The 15,059-nt window shown below is 68.5% G+C and carries 12 protein-coding genes and 3 pseudogenes; 12 read left to right on the top strand and 3 right to left on the bottom strand.

Annotation, left to right across the window (positions count from 1 at the left end):
• Positions 1 to 48: 48 nt before the first annotated feature.
• Positions 49 to 2,751 carry a PKD domain-containing protein gene (locus BG418_RS40405; RefSeq protein WP_188272241.1) on the bottom strand — a complete coding sequence of 901 codons (2,703 nt, stop codon included), beginning with the start codon at positions 2,749 to 2,751 and terminating at the stop codon, positions 49 to 51.
• Positions 2,752 to 3,117: 366 nt separating this feature from the next.
• Here BG418_RS40405 and BG418_RS41080 point away from each other — a divergent pair.
• The 6 genes and pseudogenes from BG418_RS41080 to BG418_RS04120 form a co-directional block, all read left to right on the top strand.
• A pseudogene (locus tag BG418_RS41080) lies at positions 3,118 to 3,760 on the top strand (alcohol dehydrogenase catalytic domain-containing protein); the annotation flags it as partial.
• A 59-nt stretch (positions 3,761 to 3,819) separates the two neighbouring features.
• Positions 3,820 to 4,335, top strand: a complete 516-nt coding sequence (locus BG418_RS04105) for a winged helix-turn-helix domain-containing protein (RefSeq protein WP_317453488.1) — start codon at positions 3,820 to 3,822, stop codon at positions 4,333 to 4,335.
• A pseudogene (locus BG418_RS41085) lies at positions 4,308 to 4,894 on the top strand (transposase). Before BG418_RS04105 ends, BG418_RS41085 begins: the two are co-directional and overlap by 28 nt.
• 335 nt (positions 4,895 to 5,229) lie before the next feature.
• On the top strand, positions 5,230 to 5,361 hold the full coding sequence (locus BG418_RS40730) for a hypothetical protein (protein WP_317453501.1): 132 nt from the start codon (positions 5,230 to 5,232) through the stop codon (positions 5,359 to 5,361).
• Between the two features lies 1 nt (position 5,362).
• A pseudogene (locus BG418_RS04115) lies at positions 5,363 to 5,861 on the top strand (transposase); the annotation flags it as partial.
• Positions 5,862 to 6,170: 309 nt separating this feature from the next.
• Positions 6,171 to 6,476 carry a hypothetical protein gene (locus tag BG418_RS04120; RefSeq protein WP_188272243.1) on the top strand — a complete coding sequence of 102 codons (306 nt, stop codon included), beginning with the start codon at positions 6,171 to 6,173 and terminating at the stop codon, positions 6,474 to 6,476.
• 901 nt (positions 6,477 to 7,377) lie between these two features.
• Here BG418_RS04120 and BG418_RS39530 read toward each other — a convergent pair.
• A complete protein-coding gene (locus BG418_RS39530) occupies positions 7,378 to 7,635 on the bottom strand; it encodes a hypothetical protein (protein WP_223184357.1) in 258 nt (85 codons plus the stop codon).
• Between BG418_RS39530 and BG418_RS39535 the strand changes: the two genes are divergently transcribed.
• The 6 genes from BG418_RS39535 to BG418_RS04140 all read left to right on the top strand — a co-directional run bounded on the left by BG418_RS39535 (position 7,624) and on the right by BG418_RS04140 (position 12,689).
• Positions 7,624 to 7,821, top strand: a complete 198-nt coding sequence (locus BG418_RS39535; RefSeq protein WP_262928542.1) for a glycosyltransferase family 4 protein — start codon at positions 7,624 to 7,626, stop codon at positions 7,819 to 7,821. The two genes, BG418_RS39530 and BG418_RS39535, sit on opposite strands and share 12 nt — an antisense overlap.
• Positions 7,821 to 8,060: a hypothetical protein gene (locus BG418_RS39540; protein WP_223184249.1), complete on the top strand. Its 240-nt coding sequence runs from the start codon at positions 7,821 to 7,823 to the stop codon at positions 8,058 to 8,060. Before BG418_RS39535 ends, BG418_RS39540 begins: the two co-directional genes overlap by 1 nt.
• Before the next feature lie 534 nt (positions 8,061 to 8,594).
• Positions 8,595 to 9,173 carry a GNAT family N-acetyltransferase gene (locus BG418_RS04130; protein ID WP_188272244.1) on the top strand — a complete coding sequence of 193 codons (579 nt, stop codon included), beginning with the start codon at positions 8,595 to 8,597 and terminating at the stop codon, positions 9,171 to 9,173.
• Between the two features lie 238 nt (positions 9,174 to 9,411).
• The gene (locus tag BG418_RS39545) at positions 9,412 to 9,741 is read left to right on the top strand and encodes a deoxyxylulose-5-phosphate synthase (protein ID WP_223184250.1); all 330 of its coding nucleotides are present in this window, start codon (positions 9,412 to 9,414) and stop codon (positions 9,739 to 9,741) included.
• Positions 9,742 to 10,609: 868 nt separating this feature from the next.
• Complete coding sequence (locus BG418_RS04135) at positions 10,610 to 12,136, top strand: MFS transporter (protein ID WP_188272245.1); 1,527 nt, start codon at positions 10,610 to 10,612, stop codon at positions 12,134 to 12,136.
• The gene (locus BG418_RS04140) at positions 12,087 to 12,689 is read left to right on the top strand and encodes a TetR family transcriptional regulator (protein ID WP_188272345.1); all 603 of its coding nucleotides are present in this window, start codon (positions 12,087 to 12,089) and stop codon (positions 12,687 to 12,689) included. The genes BG418_RS04135 and BG418_RS04140 overlap by 50 nt, the downstream gene beginning before the upstream one ends.
• A gap of 408 nt (positions 12,690 to 13,097) precedes the next feature.
• Here BG418_RS04140 and BG418_RS04145 read toward each other — a convergent pair whose 3' ends face one another.
• Positions 13,098 to 14,414 (bottom strand): cytochrome P450, encoded by a 1,317-nt coding sequence (locus BG418_RS04145; protein WP_188272246.1) that lies wholly within the window; start codon positions 14,412 to 14,414, stop codon positions 13,098 to 13,100.
• Between the last annotated feature and the right edge of the window lie 645 nt (positions 14,415 to 15,059).

Genomic DNA, 15,059 nt, shown 5'->3' on the forward strand with positions numbered 1-15,059 from the left:
CGCTGACGGCCGACCGGGGTTGTCACCCGGCCGACCGTCGCTGCGGGGTCAGTTGGTGTTGATGGCGGTGTCGTCGATCACGAACGAGGTCTGCTTGGTGTAGTCCTCGTGCCCGGTGAACTTCAGCGTCACCGTCTGGCCTGCGTAGGCCGACAGGTCGAAGGTGTGCTGGGCGTAGCCGGTGAGGCGGTCGAGGTTGGAGTACGTGTGGAGGGTCGACAGTACGGTGCCGGAGCTGTTGAGGATCTGCACCTTGAGGGTGTCGTAGGCGCTGGTCGTGGAGGTCTCCGCCGTGTCGACGTGCAGCCAGAAGCTCAACTGCTCTGAGGAGCAGCCGGTCGGCAGGGTCACCGTCTGCGCCAGGGTGTCGGTGTGGGTGGTGCCGTAGCCGTCCAGCCAGGCGTCCCAGCTGCCGGAGTGCGGTGGCTCGGTGGAGGAGTTGTCGACCACGCCGGTGGTCGTGGACCAGGGCGAGGCGGTGCCGGTTTCGAAGCCCGGATTGCCGAGGACCTGCTGCGCGGTGCAGCCGCCGGGCGTGGCGCTCGCCTCGTTGCTCCGGGCGCTCTCGCCGATCGGGTTCACGGCGGTGACCTTGTAGTAGTAGGCCTGTCCGTTGGTGAGTCCGGTGTCCGTGCAGGAGAGCACAACGGCCAGGTTGCTGCAGCCGCCCGAGGTGAGGAGGGTCTCCGAGCCGCTGGCAGTGCCGCGGTAGACCTTGTAGGAGGTGATGTTGACGCCGCCGTTGCTCGAGGGGGCCTGCCAGTTCAGCGTGACCTGCCCGCTGGCGGGCGCGGCGGTGAGACCTGTCGGGGCGCCCGGGGGCGCGCCGGCGATGGGCGAGGCCGTGATGGTCACGGTCGACGTGGCACTCTTGGCGGGAGTGGAGCTGTCGGTGACCGTGAGCGTTGCCGTGTAGGTGCCGGCGGTGCTGTAGGTGTGGGTCGGGTTCTGCGCGGTGTTGGCCGCGGAGCCGTCGCCGAAGTCCCAGCTGTACGAGTACGACGGTGTCCCGCCCGTGGCCGTACCGGTGAAGGACACGTTCAGCGGCACCTGCCCGGAGGTCGGCGCGGCCGAGGCGCTGGCCGCCAGCGGATTGCCGACCGCGCTCACGTTCAGCGCGACCGTCGAGGTGGCCGTATGAGCCGGGGAGGCGCTGTCGGTGACCGTGAGCGTTGCCGTGTAGGTGCCGGCGGTGCTGTAGGTGTGGGTCGGGTTCTGCGCGGTGTTGGCCGCGGAGCCGTCGCCGAAGTCCCAGCTGTAGTGGTAGGGCGCGGTCCCGCCCGAGGCCGAGCCGGTGAAGTTGACCGCCAGCGGCGCGTTGCCCGTGGTCGGCGAGGCGCCTGCGGAGGCGGACAAGGGAGTGGCGCCCTGGATCCACAGGTCTTCCAGCGGGTCGCCCAGGCCTGCCTGATCGTTGGTGGTCATCGGGAAGGTACTCAGCCCGAGGTTGCCGTTCGGGTCGATGACGCCCGAGTGGACGTTCTCCATGACGCGTTCCATCGCCGCCAGCACGTTGTTCGTGGAGTAGGCGATATGGCTGAGGTAGGCCTGCTTCATGTACTTGGGCGAGGCGATGACGACGGTCGGCACCCGGTAGGTGTTGCTGACGTGGTCCGGGCCGTTGCTGCCGTTCTGGGTGTCGTCCTCGGTCACCACGATGACCGTGTTGTCTTTGTAGGACGCGTTGTTCATGACGGAGTCGACGATCTGCTTGGTGACCGAGTCGTTCTTTTGGATGTCCTGGTAGGTGCCGGGGTGGTCGTTGAACAGCTCGACGTAGGAGTACGCGGGCAGGCCGTTGGCCGCCACGAAGTTCATGTAGTTGTTCCCGATGACCTGGTCGTCATCGTTCTGCGCCTTGCAGGTGTAGTTGTTGTAGTCGAGCTCCTCCGGGATCGTCGTGCCCGGCCGGTTGACCGGCAGTATCTCAAGGGCGTTGGTGGCGGGGTTGCGCCAGTAGCCGCTGCCGGTGCTGAGCATCCAGTAGAAGTCGCCCTCGGTCACCATCGACAGCTGGGCGGTTCCGGACCCGATGCCCGTCTGCGCCACGCAGGGGTTGGTTCCCTCGCCCGACGGGCCCGAAGCACCCTTGAGGAAGCGGTCGAACTGGGTGCCGGTGGCGGCGGGGTAGGACTGCTGCTGCGAGCTGGAGGACGACTGCCCGGAGAACAGCCACCAGTGGTTGGGTCCGCTCGGGGGCTGCGTGCCGGTGCTGTAGGAGTCCAGCAGCGAGTAGGTCTTGGCGAGCGTGTGCAGGTTCGGCACCGAGCTGATGTGGTTCGTGCCCTGCACGGCGCCGTTGCACCCGGACTGCACCGTGGTGGCGCAGTCGCCGAGGTAGTCGTCGAAGGTGTGGTTCTCCCGGGTCAGCATCACGAAGTGCGTGAACGGCGGGAAGTAGGGAGCGAGCGGGTTCGTCGCCGCGGTGGTCTTCCCGCCCCCGGTGGTCGCCTTGGCCGAGTAGCTGTGCGGCTGCGGGAACTTGGCGAACTCAACGCCCGGCGCGGCGAAGTGGGCGCCTGTGCAGTTGTAGTCGTCGGGCTTGTAGGACTGGGGACGCTGCCCCTCGGGGAGGTTCTTGGCGTCCTCCGGGTCCTGGTCGGCGTCCCAGTTCTTCAGCGTGCACGAGCCCACGCCGGTGGCGGGGTGTGTGGCACTGCCCGTTGCCGCCACTTGCGCCGAGCTCTGGATCCCACTGAGCAGAAGGGCCAGGCCGGCCACGCCCGCCAGCCATAATCTGGACTTCTTCATCGGCACTCCCGTATCGAGTCGCGATCTACGCGCGATGAATCTCAGCCACTACGGGATTGTGACGATGGGTCATGGACCCGACAAGGGGGCTCGTTTGATCCACTCTGCTCTTGTCGAGGCAGTCGTCCCGCGTTCGTCCACCGTTGTCGCCGCCGCCACCGGTGCCGCGTGCCAGGGGCAGCGCGTTGCACGGTGCGAGGCAGCAACAAGTGAGTCCTGGGCGCGGACGGCATCGCCGTCGGTGGTGCTCCTGGGAATACGGATCCGCGCTTGATTCTTGAACGCGAGGGAACGGTCGCGGTGTTGGCGCCTCTGGCGCGCGGCCGTCCGAGCCTTGTCCGAACGACAAAGTGCGGTGATCACGCGATGCGGTTCCACGAGTACGGCGGGGTCGATGTGCTGCGGGTGGAGGAGGTGGAGCGGCCAGTGCCCGGGTCTGGTCAGGTGCTGGTCGAGGTCCGCGCTGCCGGGATACAGCCCGGCGAGGCGCACATCCGCACGGGCGCGCTGCATGAACGCTGGCCGGCGGCATTTCCCTCCGGGCAGGGCAGTGATCTGGCCGGCGTCGTGGTGGAGGCCGGCCCGCACGTCCGGGGCTTCGCGGTGGGCGATGAGGTTCTGGGCTTCACTCACCGGCGGGCCAGCCATGCGCAGTTCGTCGTGGTCGATGACGTGAATCTGGTCTCCCGTCCGGCAGGCGTCCGGCGGCAGGATCGACGCGTTCATCGACACCTTCGGCGACGGCTACGTGGCACTGGCGGTGCAGCTGGGCGTGCGACCCGAGAGAATCAACACGATCAGCGACTGGCAGGCCGCGGCCGAGGTCGGCGCGCGGACCCACGGAGAAGGTGCGGCGGCGTGTGCAGTCGTGCTCGGCGAGCTGGCCCGGCTTGCTGCGCGGGGGCAGTTGGAAGTGCCGATCGCCCGCACCTACCCGCTGGAACACGCACAAGACGCCCTCCACGAGCTGGAACAGCAGCACACCCACGGCAAGATCGCGCTCCGGCCCTATGAGTCTTTCGTTAGTCCGGTGGGTGCAGGGGGCGTCGGTGGTGTGAGGATGTCAGCGTGCCTTCCGATCCTGCATCTGTTGTGTCCGAATCCTCTGTTCTGCCGCTGGCGCGGCCGCAGTTGGCCGAGGCCCGGCGTATGCGTGCGGTCGAGTTGTTCGAGCAGAGACGTCCTGATGCCGAGGTCACGCGGATGGTGGGGATCCACCCTGGGAGCGTGCGCCGGTGGAAACGCCTGTGGGAGCAAGGCGGGGCCCAAGCGCTGCGGCGACGGCCGGCCACCGGTCGACCACCCAAGCTCGATGACACCCAAGTCGAAGCGGTGCGGGCCGCGTTGGAACAGGGCGCCCAGACCCACGGGTTCGAAGCCGACCTGTGGACCCTGGAGCGGGCCGGCATCGTGATTGAACGCCTGACCGGGGTGAAGCTCGCGCGGGCATCGGTGTGGCGACTGCTCACCGGGCGGCTGGGGTGGAGTCTGCAGCGGCCCAGACGCCAGGCAGTGGAGCGGGACGAGGCGGAGATCGCCCGGTGGGTGGCTCAGGAATGGCCGCGCATCAAGAAGGGCCGGTGACGAAACGTGCGTGGATCGTGTTCTTCGACGAATCCGGTGTCTCGCTGCTGCCCGAGGTCCGCCGCACCTACGCGCCCCGCGGCCGCACGCCCACGCTGCACCACCGGCTGAACTGGAAGCGCGCCGGAATGGCCGCCGCGCTGGGCTACCACGCCACCGATCCCGGGCGTGGTCCGCGGCTGTGCTTCCACCTCAAGCCGGGCAGCTACGACACCACGACCCTGATCGAGGTTTTGGAACAGGTCAAAACGTTCTATACCGGTGAGTCGGTGGTGCTGGTGTGGGACGGGCTGTCCGCGCACTGGAGCCGGGGCATGCGGACCAGGACTGGCTGACCCTGGAGCGGCTGCCCGCCTACGCACCCGAACTCAACCCCGTGGAATTACTGTGGTCGGCCATCAAGACCCGCGAGCTAGCCAACCTCGCCGGCGACCACCTGGCCGATGTCGCCGACGCTGCTGAACGCGGCATCCACCGCGTCTGCTCCAACGACCAACTCCCGTGGTCCTTCCTCACCCACACCGGACTCACCATCCACCCCAAACGCCCACCGAACTAACGAAAAACTCAGTAGAGGTCTTCTCGTAACCGTGCCGCACGGCCTCCGCTGGCCTAGCCATCACCTCCAACGGCCGGTGGCGCCCCACCGGGGGGCTTCCCGAACGCACGGGGGAATCGATACTGCCAGTCCCATACGAGGGACGTGACGAGTGGCGTCCCGCCAGCCAGGGAAGCACGAGACCGTCAAGTGTGGTCTATGAAAGGTGAGTTCATGATTCTCCCGATCGCCGGTCCACTCCTCGGCGCGCTGGTTTCTTCCTTGGCAGGTCTCGTCGGTCTCGTCGTCTGAGTTTTTCTCGTGTCCGCGCTGGGCGGCCTGGAGCTGGTCTGGTCGTGCAGGTGGTATCCGCTCAGCGTCGTGAGTTCGTCGAGGTGTTCACCGGGCTGCGCCCGCGCCAGTTTCAGCTCTTGGTGCGGGCCGTCCACCGCGAGGGCGGGAGGGCGCTCGATCCCGGACGGCTGTGACGTACTCGTCGTGGATGGCATGCTGGTGCCCACCCGGGACCGGTCGGTCGCCGCCTCGTCGAAGAACTACAGGTACTCGGCGAACATGCAGGTCCTCATCAAGGCCGAGACCCGGCTGGTCCTCGCAGTGGGCCGCCCACTGCCCGGCAACCACACCGACTGCACCGCGTTCGGTGACTCCGGCATCGATGCGGCCTGCGGGGACGCGACCGTCACCGCCGATGGTGGCTACCAAGGCACCGGGCTGCTCATCCCGCACTGACGCCAGGCCGGGCAGGAACGGCTGCCGCAGTGGAAGGAGGAACACAATGCCTCGCCTCGCCGGGTGCGGGCCCGCGTCGAGCACGTCTTCGCTCCGCATGAAGAACTGGAGAATCCTCCGGGACTGCCGGCTCAAGGGCGACGGCGTCTACTGGGCCACCAGCGGCGTCGCCCACATGCACAACCTCGCCTCACCGGCTGACCAGAACATGCAACCGGCGACACCAGCGCCCCCATAGCGCAGTTTCGGAGTTACGAGAAGATCTCTAGCCGCGGTTGCTGGGGCGACCATCGGGCCGCATCCCCGAGGTTCACGGAAGGCGCGACCACCGTGTTTCCGGGCCAGATTGACCGTCGGTGCCTCAGTCTCGCGTCCGAAGGCCGGTATTGCGCGCGATGGATGACCCATCACTGCATACCGCCATGGTTTACCCGCTAACGCGCTGGGTGGAACGGAAGGTCAACCGGCCGCGGGATGTGGTTCGCCTTACTCTGCCCCTAGCTTCTTGTGTTGACCGCACCACTCGCAATGACACAGGGGGAACACCATGGCAAGGTTCAAGATCGCATCGTTGGCGGCATCTGCCGTGCTGATCGGAACAGGCGTGGCCACCATCGCACCTGCCGCCCAGGCGGAAGCGTCGCCCAAGTGCCACGTGTGGGAGAAGAACACCACCCGGTTTTCCGGCTGGTGTGACGGCCGGGGGCCGGCGAGCTACCGCGCGACCATCACCTGCAGGCACGGCGGCGAGCACCAGGGACAGTGGCACTGGCTGGGGGACCGCCGGGGCTCGACCGCATGGTGTGAGAAGAACGACCGTGTTGCCAGCAAGTGGCAGTTCATCAGTGGTTGATCGTTCTGTGACGGTCCCGTCGGCTGTGGACCGTTCCAGGTGACCGCAAGTACGCCTTGGGGCATGGTCATTGCTGAGAGCGGACTGACCACCGCAGATCGGGCGGACCGTCGGACATCGCGGGGCGGACGTCGCCGCGGTTGGCGGTGATGGGTTCACGATGTGCTGGGCGCCGACGACGCAGTCCAGCTGCAGTCGTGTCTTGCCTGGTCCTGCCACTCCTTGGTGGCAGGACCAGGCCGGGCATCCCCTACGTCCAGCCGCACCGCCGGGCAGTGCGCGCACCCGGCGGCGCTGACCAGGACGAGTTTGTTTCTGCTGGTCAGTAGCCAGATGTCGGATGTTTCGGGTACCGGCTGGCGACGCTGCTGGCCCTGGGGGCGTGCGCGATGAGCGCGGCCGGGCACGACTGGGTCGCGGCGATCGCGCAGTGGGGCCGCGGCTGCGGCGAGGTCCTGGCGCGGCTCGGGGCGCCGTTCGACAGATCTACCGGACGGTTCGTTCCCCGCGAGCCCTGATCCCGCATCGAGCAAGGCCACATCGGCCGCAGCCATGACCGTCTACTGCGGCGTGCTTGCACGCCTGGCCGACCTGAGAGTCGACGATGCGGCCGTCGACGGTTCAGCAGACCGCGGCGGAGACATCGCGCCGAGCGTAGCCGTGTCCGAAACGCAGGCGGAAGTCTTCATTTCCAGATCCGTCAATCGCGCCGATGATGGTCCGCAGCGCCATGCCTCTGTGGTTCGTTCCGGCATGGTCGAGGCAAGGCCGCGCATGCTGCCGGCCGAGTCGTGGTCCACCTGGTTCTCTCGTCTCAGCAGGCCATTGGCGCTGGCAATCGTGGATATGTCTCCTCGGCGCCGACCAGGGCGACGGGGCCGCCGTCCTTCCGGCGAGCCGGTCATCGGCTCGACCGGCTCTGACTCGGCACGTCGGCCGTGGCCGCGGTGGAGTTGATCTCGGGTGGGCGTTGGCGGACGAGAGCGGTGGCGGTCAGGGCGGTGACCGCCATCGCGGCGATGCCGACCAGCGCTGCGGTGGTGTAGGCGTGGTCGTTCGGGATGAGATGACCGGTGCCGGTGCCGGTGCCGGTGGCCAGAACCAGGCCGCCTACTGCGAAGTCCTCGACGGCGTACCCGGAAAGGAAATGCGCGAACACGTCTACAGCCGCTCGCGCGTCATCCTGATGCCCAGCCTGTACGAATCCTGGGGGCGGGTGGCGGTGGAGGCGTTCGCGTCCGGTATCCCGGTCATCGCCCACACCACCCCCGGGCTCGTCGAATCCATGGGAGAAGCCGGGTCTTCGCCTACCGTGACGACGCGAACGCCTGGATCCACGCCCTGATGTCGCTCAAGGACCCCAGGAACTGGGCCCGCGCCTCCCACCGTGCCAAGGCCCGCTCCAGAGAGCTGAGCGCCGTCCCGGACCTCGACATCTGCTGCGAAGCGGTGGAATCGCTGTGGGAGATAAGCCGACGCACCTCCTTCCGCGTGCGCGGCCTCGGCACCCTCGCCGACGCCCGTGAGAGAGGACGCGCCCTCAGAGACGACGACACGGACCTGGGTATCGAACGCCATGCGTGACTGCGGCACCGGGCAGCCACCACCTCCAGCAGGGTGTATGGGCACTCGGCTCTGCACGCCGCGTCAAGGAGGGCCGCCGTAACAACCGATGCCCCAGAACCCGTCGAGAGGCCGAGCATCCACCGAAGACGAAGAGGCTGCCCAGGCCGACCCAGCAGGCGAGACCCACCTACGTGTTGCGCTCACGTCGATGTGCCCGTCTTTGACCGTCCCGCCGAACCCTCGCAAGACACTTTGGAGCCGCCCGAACAAAGTCTGTTTGAAGCTCAAGTGGCTCGCCGAGCGGGGGATTCCGGCCGAGACCGGGCAGGGGCTGTTCACTCAGCCACCGCAGCCCTACCAGCGGGCCGCAACAACCACCTGCTCGGTCCAGCCGAAAGGCCAAACCGGATATCACCTCAGGTGCCGTCTTCTGGGGGCGCTCGGTGGCGCCGATGAACGCACACGTCGTTCTGCCCGCCCGCTGCGAAAACCCGTTGCGAGTGACCCGTATCGGATGTCTGATTGATCGGCCACCGATCCGGGGGAGGGAACATGACGACGTCGCTGCCTACGCCCTCGTTGCACACCGCTCGCCTTCGACTGCGTGCCTTCGAAGACGCGGATGCGAACGACCTCTTCGCACTGCACAGCAGCGCCCACGTGCTGCGCTACTGGGACTCGCCACCGTGGAGCGAACCCGTGCGTGCCGAGAAGTTCATCATGGCTTGTCGGCAGATGGCACAGGAGGGCACCGGGGCGCGGTTGGCCGTAGATCGTGTCTCCGACGGGGCGTTCATCGGCTGGTGCAGCCTGAGCAGGTGGAATCCGGACTACCGCAGCGCATCGCTCGGCTACTGCTTCGGCGAGGCAGCGTGGGGCCACGGCTATGCGACCGAGGCCGCGCGCGCTCTGCTGCGGTGGGCATTCGACACGCTGGACCTCAACCGCGTCCAAGCTGAGGCCGATACGCGCAACGTGGGTTCCGCCCGCGTGCTGGAGAAGCTCGGCTTCGTGCGTGAAGGGACGTTGCGGGAAGACTGCGTCGTCAACGGCGACGTCTCTGACTCGTGGGTCTACGGGCTGCTCAGGCGGGAGTGGCAGCCGTCGTCCGAGCCGGTTCCCGCCCACTGAGTCCGTCGCTCGGCACCCGGTATCGGCTAATCCTGAGCAACTGATCACTGGGCCTCATCCACACACAACGGCGAACCGGAAGAAGAGTTATATACCGCCCTCTCGGGGTTGGCCGTGCTGCGCCGACGACTCACGCGCATTCAGCCACGCGTCCGTTACGACGCTGACCCGCGACGACCGTAGTCACGGACCTGTAATCGTGTCGATCTCAGCGCAGGGTGGTGGCTACGCTGCTGGCATGGCTCATGCGAAGACTTCATACGTTTGCCTTCCTTGCCGGGCCTCGTACAAACAGTCCTACGGCGGGGATCGGCGACGAATCTGCCCGCGGTGTGCGGAACCTCTGATCCATGTGGGTTCGGCTTTCGCCGCGCCCCGGAGGCGGGATGCTGAGGCGTGGCGCACGCTGTCCGTGCTGCTGAACGCGGGCGTGCGTTTTCACAAGAGTTGCTGCGGCGGGCCCGGCTATCGGCCACGCACCCTGCGCGAGATACGTGAGCGGATGGCGTACGCGCGGCGATCCGGCAGGCCCTTCGCCGAGGCGCTTGTCCTGCATGATCTGCCGTGACCGGCCACGACAGGCCGGCGGGGGCACGCCTTGCGGGGTGTGCTCGCAGAGGGCAGGCACCCAGGCGCGGTACGCGTGGTTGTGGACAGGGTTTCTGACTGACCGCTGACCGAAGTGTTCAATCCCGGGCCTGGCCCCCGACCGGCCGCTCGGCGTCCTGGTGGGAGAGACCGCCCAGAGAGAAGCCGAGTAGGGATCTGAGGTAGATGGGGTCGAGCTCTGAGGGAGAGCCGCTCACGCGATATCTCACGGTGGGGATGTGCCCTCACGTCCACGTTCTCCTTCCGTAGCTTCTGCTCGGTACTTCGCGGATCGCTTGGCCAGCGGTCTACCTTCGATTTCGCGTCGTGACTTGTCGCAGTGCACAGTCATCCGCCGGGCCGAGCCGAGTGGCGGGGTGCCTGGGGGAAAGAGCTCCTGCGCGTCTCGATGGGCCGCCACTCAGGCGACCTGGTGCACAGCCGGGGAGTCTCTGCGACCGGCGGCCGTGGCGCGCGGACATGAACCCGGCGGCCTCCGGCGGCGACGTGCCCGACGGCACCGCCGCCGACGACAACGACTACCGCTCATCAGCTCCCTCCCCGCCTCCGACTGCGGCGACGGACGCGCCGTCAGCCGCCACGACACACGAACGAACTGGTCAGCGGGCCACAGCACCCTGGGAGAAACGGCCACAGCCGTGTCGGCCGACGGTCAACGCGGCGCCTTCACGTCCTCGTTACAGGCGGCGTCCACGAAACTTCATTGCGAGGTGAATGGCGTTCACCTACAGTGGTGAACGCCATTCACCTTCAAGGGGGGTTTCGCAGTGCCCACCGATTCGCCGTCACCATCCCCGTCACCAACCCCATCCGCCGATCGCCGCGTCATGGCGGTTCTGGCGGCAGGGGGCATCGTCACCACGCTGGTGCAGACCGCGGTCGTGCCGCTGCTGCCGCAGTTGCCTCGGCTGACCGGCGCGGCGCCGGTCGATGTCGGGTGGGTGGTCACGCTCACGTTGCTGACCGGGGCGGTCGCGACGCCGTTGCTGGGGCGGGCCGGGGACATGTACGGCAAGCGGCGGATGCTGTTGGTCGCGCTCGGTGCGCTCGCCGTCGGGTCGCTGGTGTGCTCGTTCGCCTCCACGCTCCCATGGCTTCTCGTGGGGCGTGGGCTGCAGGGGGTGGGGGCGGCGGTGGTGCCGTTGTCGATCAGTTTCCTGCGGGGGGTGCTGCCGGCGCATCGGACGGGTTCGTCGGTGGCGCTGATGAGTTCGACGGTGGGGATCGGTGCTGCTCTCGGTCTGCCGCTGGCCGCGCTGCTGGTGCAGTTCGCGGACTGGCATGCGATGTTCTGGGCGATGACCGCGCTCTCGACGGCGGTGCTCGCGCTGGCGTGGCGGGTGCTGCGGGAGGAGCCGGTTCGGTCGCCGGGGCGGTTCGACCTGGTCGGGGCGTGCGGGCTGAGTGCCGGGCTGGTGCTTCTGCTGCTGGCGTTGTCCAAGGCGGGTGAGTGGGGGTGGGGCAGTCGGCGGGTTCTGGGTCTGTCGGGGGCGGCGCTGCTGATCCTGGCGGGCTGGACCGTCCACCAGCGCCGGGTGTCGCGGCCGCTGGTGGACGTGCGGCTCGCGATGCGTCCGGCGGTTCTACTGCCGCATGTGGCCGCGTTGTTGGCCGGGTTCGCCTTCTATGCCAACTCCCTTGTCACCGCGCAGCTGATCCAGACGCCCCGGGTCACCGGGTACGGTCTGGGTCTCTCGGTGGTGGCGGCGGGTGCGTGCCTGCTGCCCAGTGGTGTGATCATGGTGCTGTGCGCTTCCTTGTCCGCCCGACTGTCCGCCGCCCGTGGGGCCAAGGCCACGCTGACCCTGGGCACGATGGTCATCGCGGCCGGGTATGGGCTGCGCGTCGCCGACAGCCGGCAGTTGTGGGCGGTCATCGCGGGTGCGGCCGTGGTGTCGGTCGGTACGGCGCTCGCCTACTCCGCGCTGCCCATGCTGATCATGCGGGCGGTGCCGCTGGAGCAGACCGCTGCGGCGAACGGCCTCAACGTCCTCATGCGCACCATCGGGCAGGCCCTGTGCAGTGCGGTGGTCGCCACCGTGCTGGCGCAGCACACCCGTGTGTTCGCCGGTGTGTCGGGCGTGGCCGTGGCGGCGCCTACTCTGGACGGGTACCGCGTGGCGTTCGCCGCGGCGGGGGCGGTCGCGCTGCTGGCCTGTGCGGCCGCCCGCCTCATCCCGCGCCAGCCGCGACCCGCGCCGTCCCCCCTTCAGGAGGCTGAACACGATGCCCGGCCCGAGCTCCGCCTCCCCCCGCAGCGGCCGCCCGCGAACGACGTCCACGAGCCAGCCGGCACCGGCACCGGTGTCGCCGACACCCGATCCGGCACCGGACCGGGCGGCACGACCGCGTGACGCCGACGCCCGGCGCGCGGAGATCCTCGCCGCCGCCCGGCGCGCGTTCGCGCGCCATGCCTACGCTGACACGACCATCGCCGCCATCGCCGATGACGCGGGCGTCAGTCCGGCGCTCGTGATGAAGTACTACGGCACCAAGGAACGCCTCTTCAACCAGGTGTTCACCTTCGACGCCGACGCCACCGCCCTGTTCGACGCCCCCTTGGACGGCCTCGCCCGGCACATGGTCCTGCACCTGCTCGCCACCCAGCGCGGCCAGATCCGCGACCCGATCCTGCGCATCGCCTTCTCCCGTCACCACCTGGAACTCGGCGGACAGGCCCGGGCCAACTTCCGCACGCAGGTCATCGACGCCCTCGCCGCCCGCCTCCCCGGGCCGGACGCCGCGCTGCGTGCGGAGCTGGCCATCGGCGTACTGCTCGGCCTCGGGGCCCTGTACGCAACCGTCCAAGCCGACCAGCTCACCAGACTGGCCCCCGACGAAGTCGCCGACCTGTACATCCCGCTTCTGCAACCCCTGCTCAGCGGCGAGGCTCCGACGGGTCGCTGACCAGTACGTTCTCTGAATCATCCCGGCGATCAGCCCACGCCAGTGAGGCTTGTCAGCAGGCGCTGCTCGTCCTGTCCGACGGCGTCGAGCGCGACTTCCGCATCATCGAAGGCATCCTTTGAGGGTGTCGAAGACCGTCTCGATCCATTGGCGCATCCGCCTGACTGTCGGTCACCGCCGTGGCGCCCAGGGACCGAGACTCCGGATCGATGGCATCGCTGCTGTCGGCTGCTTCGAGCGCAGCCTGGACGTGCAGCGCGGGTCCGCGCCCGGCACTGCGGGCGCTCACGGTCAGGGCCCAGCCGCTTCCATCGCCACGGTATGTGTCGTATCCGCGGTCGCCGAGGACGGTGGTCCGGACGGTGCCGCAGGCGGCGATCCGCTTGCTACGGCGGGAAGTTCAGCGGCCTAGCCCCGTGGCCGCACCGTCATCCGGATCCCGTCCCGTGCCCACAGCACGAATCGTTCCACCGGTATCACTTGGTGCCCCGGCGTGGGCTGGAAGCGCAGGCGTTTGAGGAGAACGGCCAGGACGAGCTGGGCCTCGATGGTGGCCAGGGCGGCGCCCTCGCAGCTGCGCGGTCCGATCCCGAAGGGGATGTACGCGTACCGCGGCCGCTTGGCCACCTCCTGCGCGGTGAACCGCTCGGGGTCGAACCGCTGAGGCTCGGGCCAGTACTCGGGGTTCAGGTGCACCGCCCAGAACGGATAGAACACCGTTGTCCCGGCGGGGATCTCGTACGGGCCCAGGATCAGGTCCTCGGTCGTCTCGCGCGCACCGTACGGGCCGGGCGGGAACAGTCGCATCGACTCCTTGAGCACCATGTCCAGATACGTGAGCCGCCGCAGATCACCGTAGTCGGGCGCGGCGCGCTCGCCGAGCACCTGGTCCAGTTCGGCGGCGACGCGGTCGGCCGCGTCGGGGTGGCGGCCCAGCAGGTGCAGCGTCCACGAGACGGCGACGCCGGTGGTGTGGTGGGCGGCGAGCAGCGTCATCATCACGGTGTCCCGGATCCGCGCCGGACTCTCCCCGGCCTCGACGAGCGCCCCGATCAGGTCGCTGCGGTCGGTGCGGTGGTCCGAGCGGTGTGCCGCCACCACGCGGTCGACCGTCGCCCGCAGATACGCGAGGGCCTCGTCGGCCCGGTCGGCTGAGCGCGGGTCGGCCCGCGGCACCTGGTAGAGCCGCCCGAGGTGCTCGGTGAGCACCTCCTCGAACGCGGCGACGACACGGTCCATGTCCGTCTCGGCGTCCGCGCCGCTGAGCGCGAACCCGCAGATCATGCGGAGCGACAGCGTGGTCAACTCCCGTTGCAGCTCGACAGGTCCGACGTCCGCCTGCCCGCTCCAGCGGTCCGCGAGCTCCCGCGCCAGCTCCGTGAAGCGTGCGAAGTGCCGCTCGTGGGCCGGGCGTCCGGCGAGCACGGAGAGCAGCAGCCGGCGCCAGGGCGTGTGCTCGTCGGCGGGGAGCACTTGCAGGTTGCCCGCCTCGCACAGTGGGTCCAGGAAGGCGAAGAGCTCCTCGGGCCGCTTGTCGAGGTGCGCCGTGGCCTCCAGGAGCACGGGATCGGCGACCGACACAGCCGTGTCCGTGCCCGGCAGTTGGAAGCGCACGACGGGCCCGTACGTGTCGTGGAGGCGCAACTGGTACTGGTGCAGCCCGCCCGCGGCCGCCACGGCGCTCAGCCCGCCGTCCTCCTGGTGCGGGGGCCCGGGGATGCGCATGACGGTGCCTCCTGTCCGGGGAAGTACCCGCGGGTCCGTCCGAGGTCCCCCAACTCGTCATCACCACCGGCAGTTTCCCTGCCCGTGTGTCCCGTGCCGTGGCCATACGTTACGACACACGCCGCGCCCCACACGACCCCGCGTGGCACCTACGCCTGCGACTGCGCCGTGGGCCCGGCAGGCAACTTGGCGAAAACCCAACTCGCCCAGCGATCAGTGGATGTGGCTGGATCAGCCCGACTCGCGCGCAAGCATCGGATGAGACAGTCGCACCAACTGCAACGGCGACGGGTGCCCCGAAAACTGTGATGCGCTCGGCCGGGTTTGGCTGGGCGCGCTCCAGCGGCGTGCGGCAACAGCGTGTGTCCAGGGCGGGTGGTGAGACGGGCGGTGGATCTGGCCGAGGGGCCGGGCCTCTCGTGGTCGACTACACCTCGTTGAAGCCGCGCGAGGCGTCGTAGATGTCAGCCTCGATGGACGACCACGAAGAAGCCCGTCACGACGTAGTGGATCATTACGCGGTCTTCTCAATGCCGCCGCCACCGAGCTTCCTGGCGGCCGCTTACCAACGCCGTCGTGGCTCTCGACGGCCTACTGCCGTCAGTCGGCCCTGAGTTCGTGGCACAGCCCGTGACCGTTACAGCT

Source organism: Streptomyces sp. CBMA152, assembly GCF_014596475.1.
Classification (GTDB): domain Bacteria; phylum Actinomycetota; class Actinomycetes; order Streptomycetales; family Streptomycetaceae; genus Streptomyces.

Bases quoted from the DNA above. Each gene is read 5' to 3' on its own strand.
- BG418_RS40405 (WP_188272241.1), bottom strand. From the start codon at position 2,751: ATGAAGAAGTCCAGATTATGGCTGGCGGGCGTGGCCGGCCTGGCCCTT.
- BG418_RS04120 (WP_188272243.1), top strand. From the start codon at position 6,171: ATGGCAAGGTTCAAGATCGCATCGTTGGCGGCATCTGCCGTGCTGATC.
- BG418_RS39535 (WP_262928542.1), top strand. From the start codon at position 7,624: ATGCGCGAACACGTCTACAGCCGCTCGCGCGTCATCCTGATGCCCAGC.
- BG418_RS39540 (WP_223184249.1), top strand. From the start codon at position 7,821: ATGTCGCTCAAGGACCCCAGGAACTGGGCCCGCGCCTCCCACCGTGCC.
- BG418_RS04130 (WP_188272244.1), top strand. From the start codon at position 8,595: ATGACGACGTCGCTGCCTACGCCCTCGTTGCACACCGCTCGCCTTCGA.
- BG418_RS39545 (WP_223184250.1), top strand. From the start codon at position 9,412: ATGGCTCATGCGAAGACTTCATACGTTTGCCTTCCTTGCCGGGCCTCG.
- BG418_RS04135 (WP_188272245.1), top strand. From the start codon at position 10,610: ATGGCGGTTCTGGCGGCAGGGGGCATCGTCACCACGCTGGTGCAGACC.
- BG418_RS04145 (WP_188272246.1), bottom strand. From the start codon at position 14,414: ATGCGCATCCCCGGGCCCCCGCACCAGGAGGACGGCGGGCTGAGCGCC.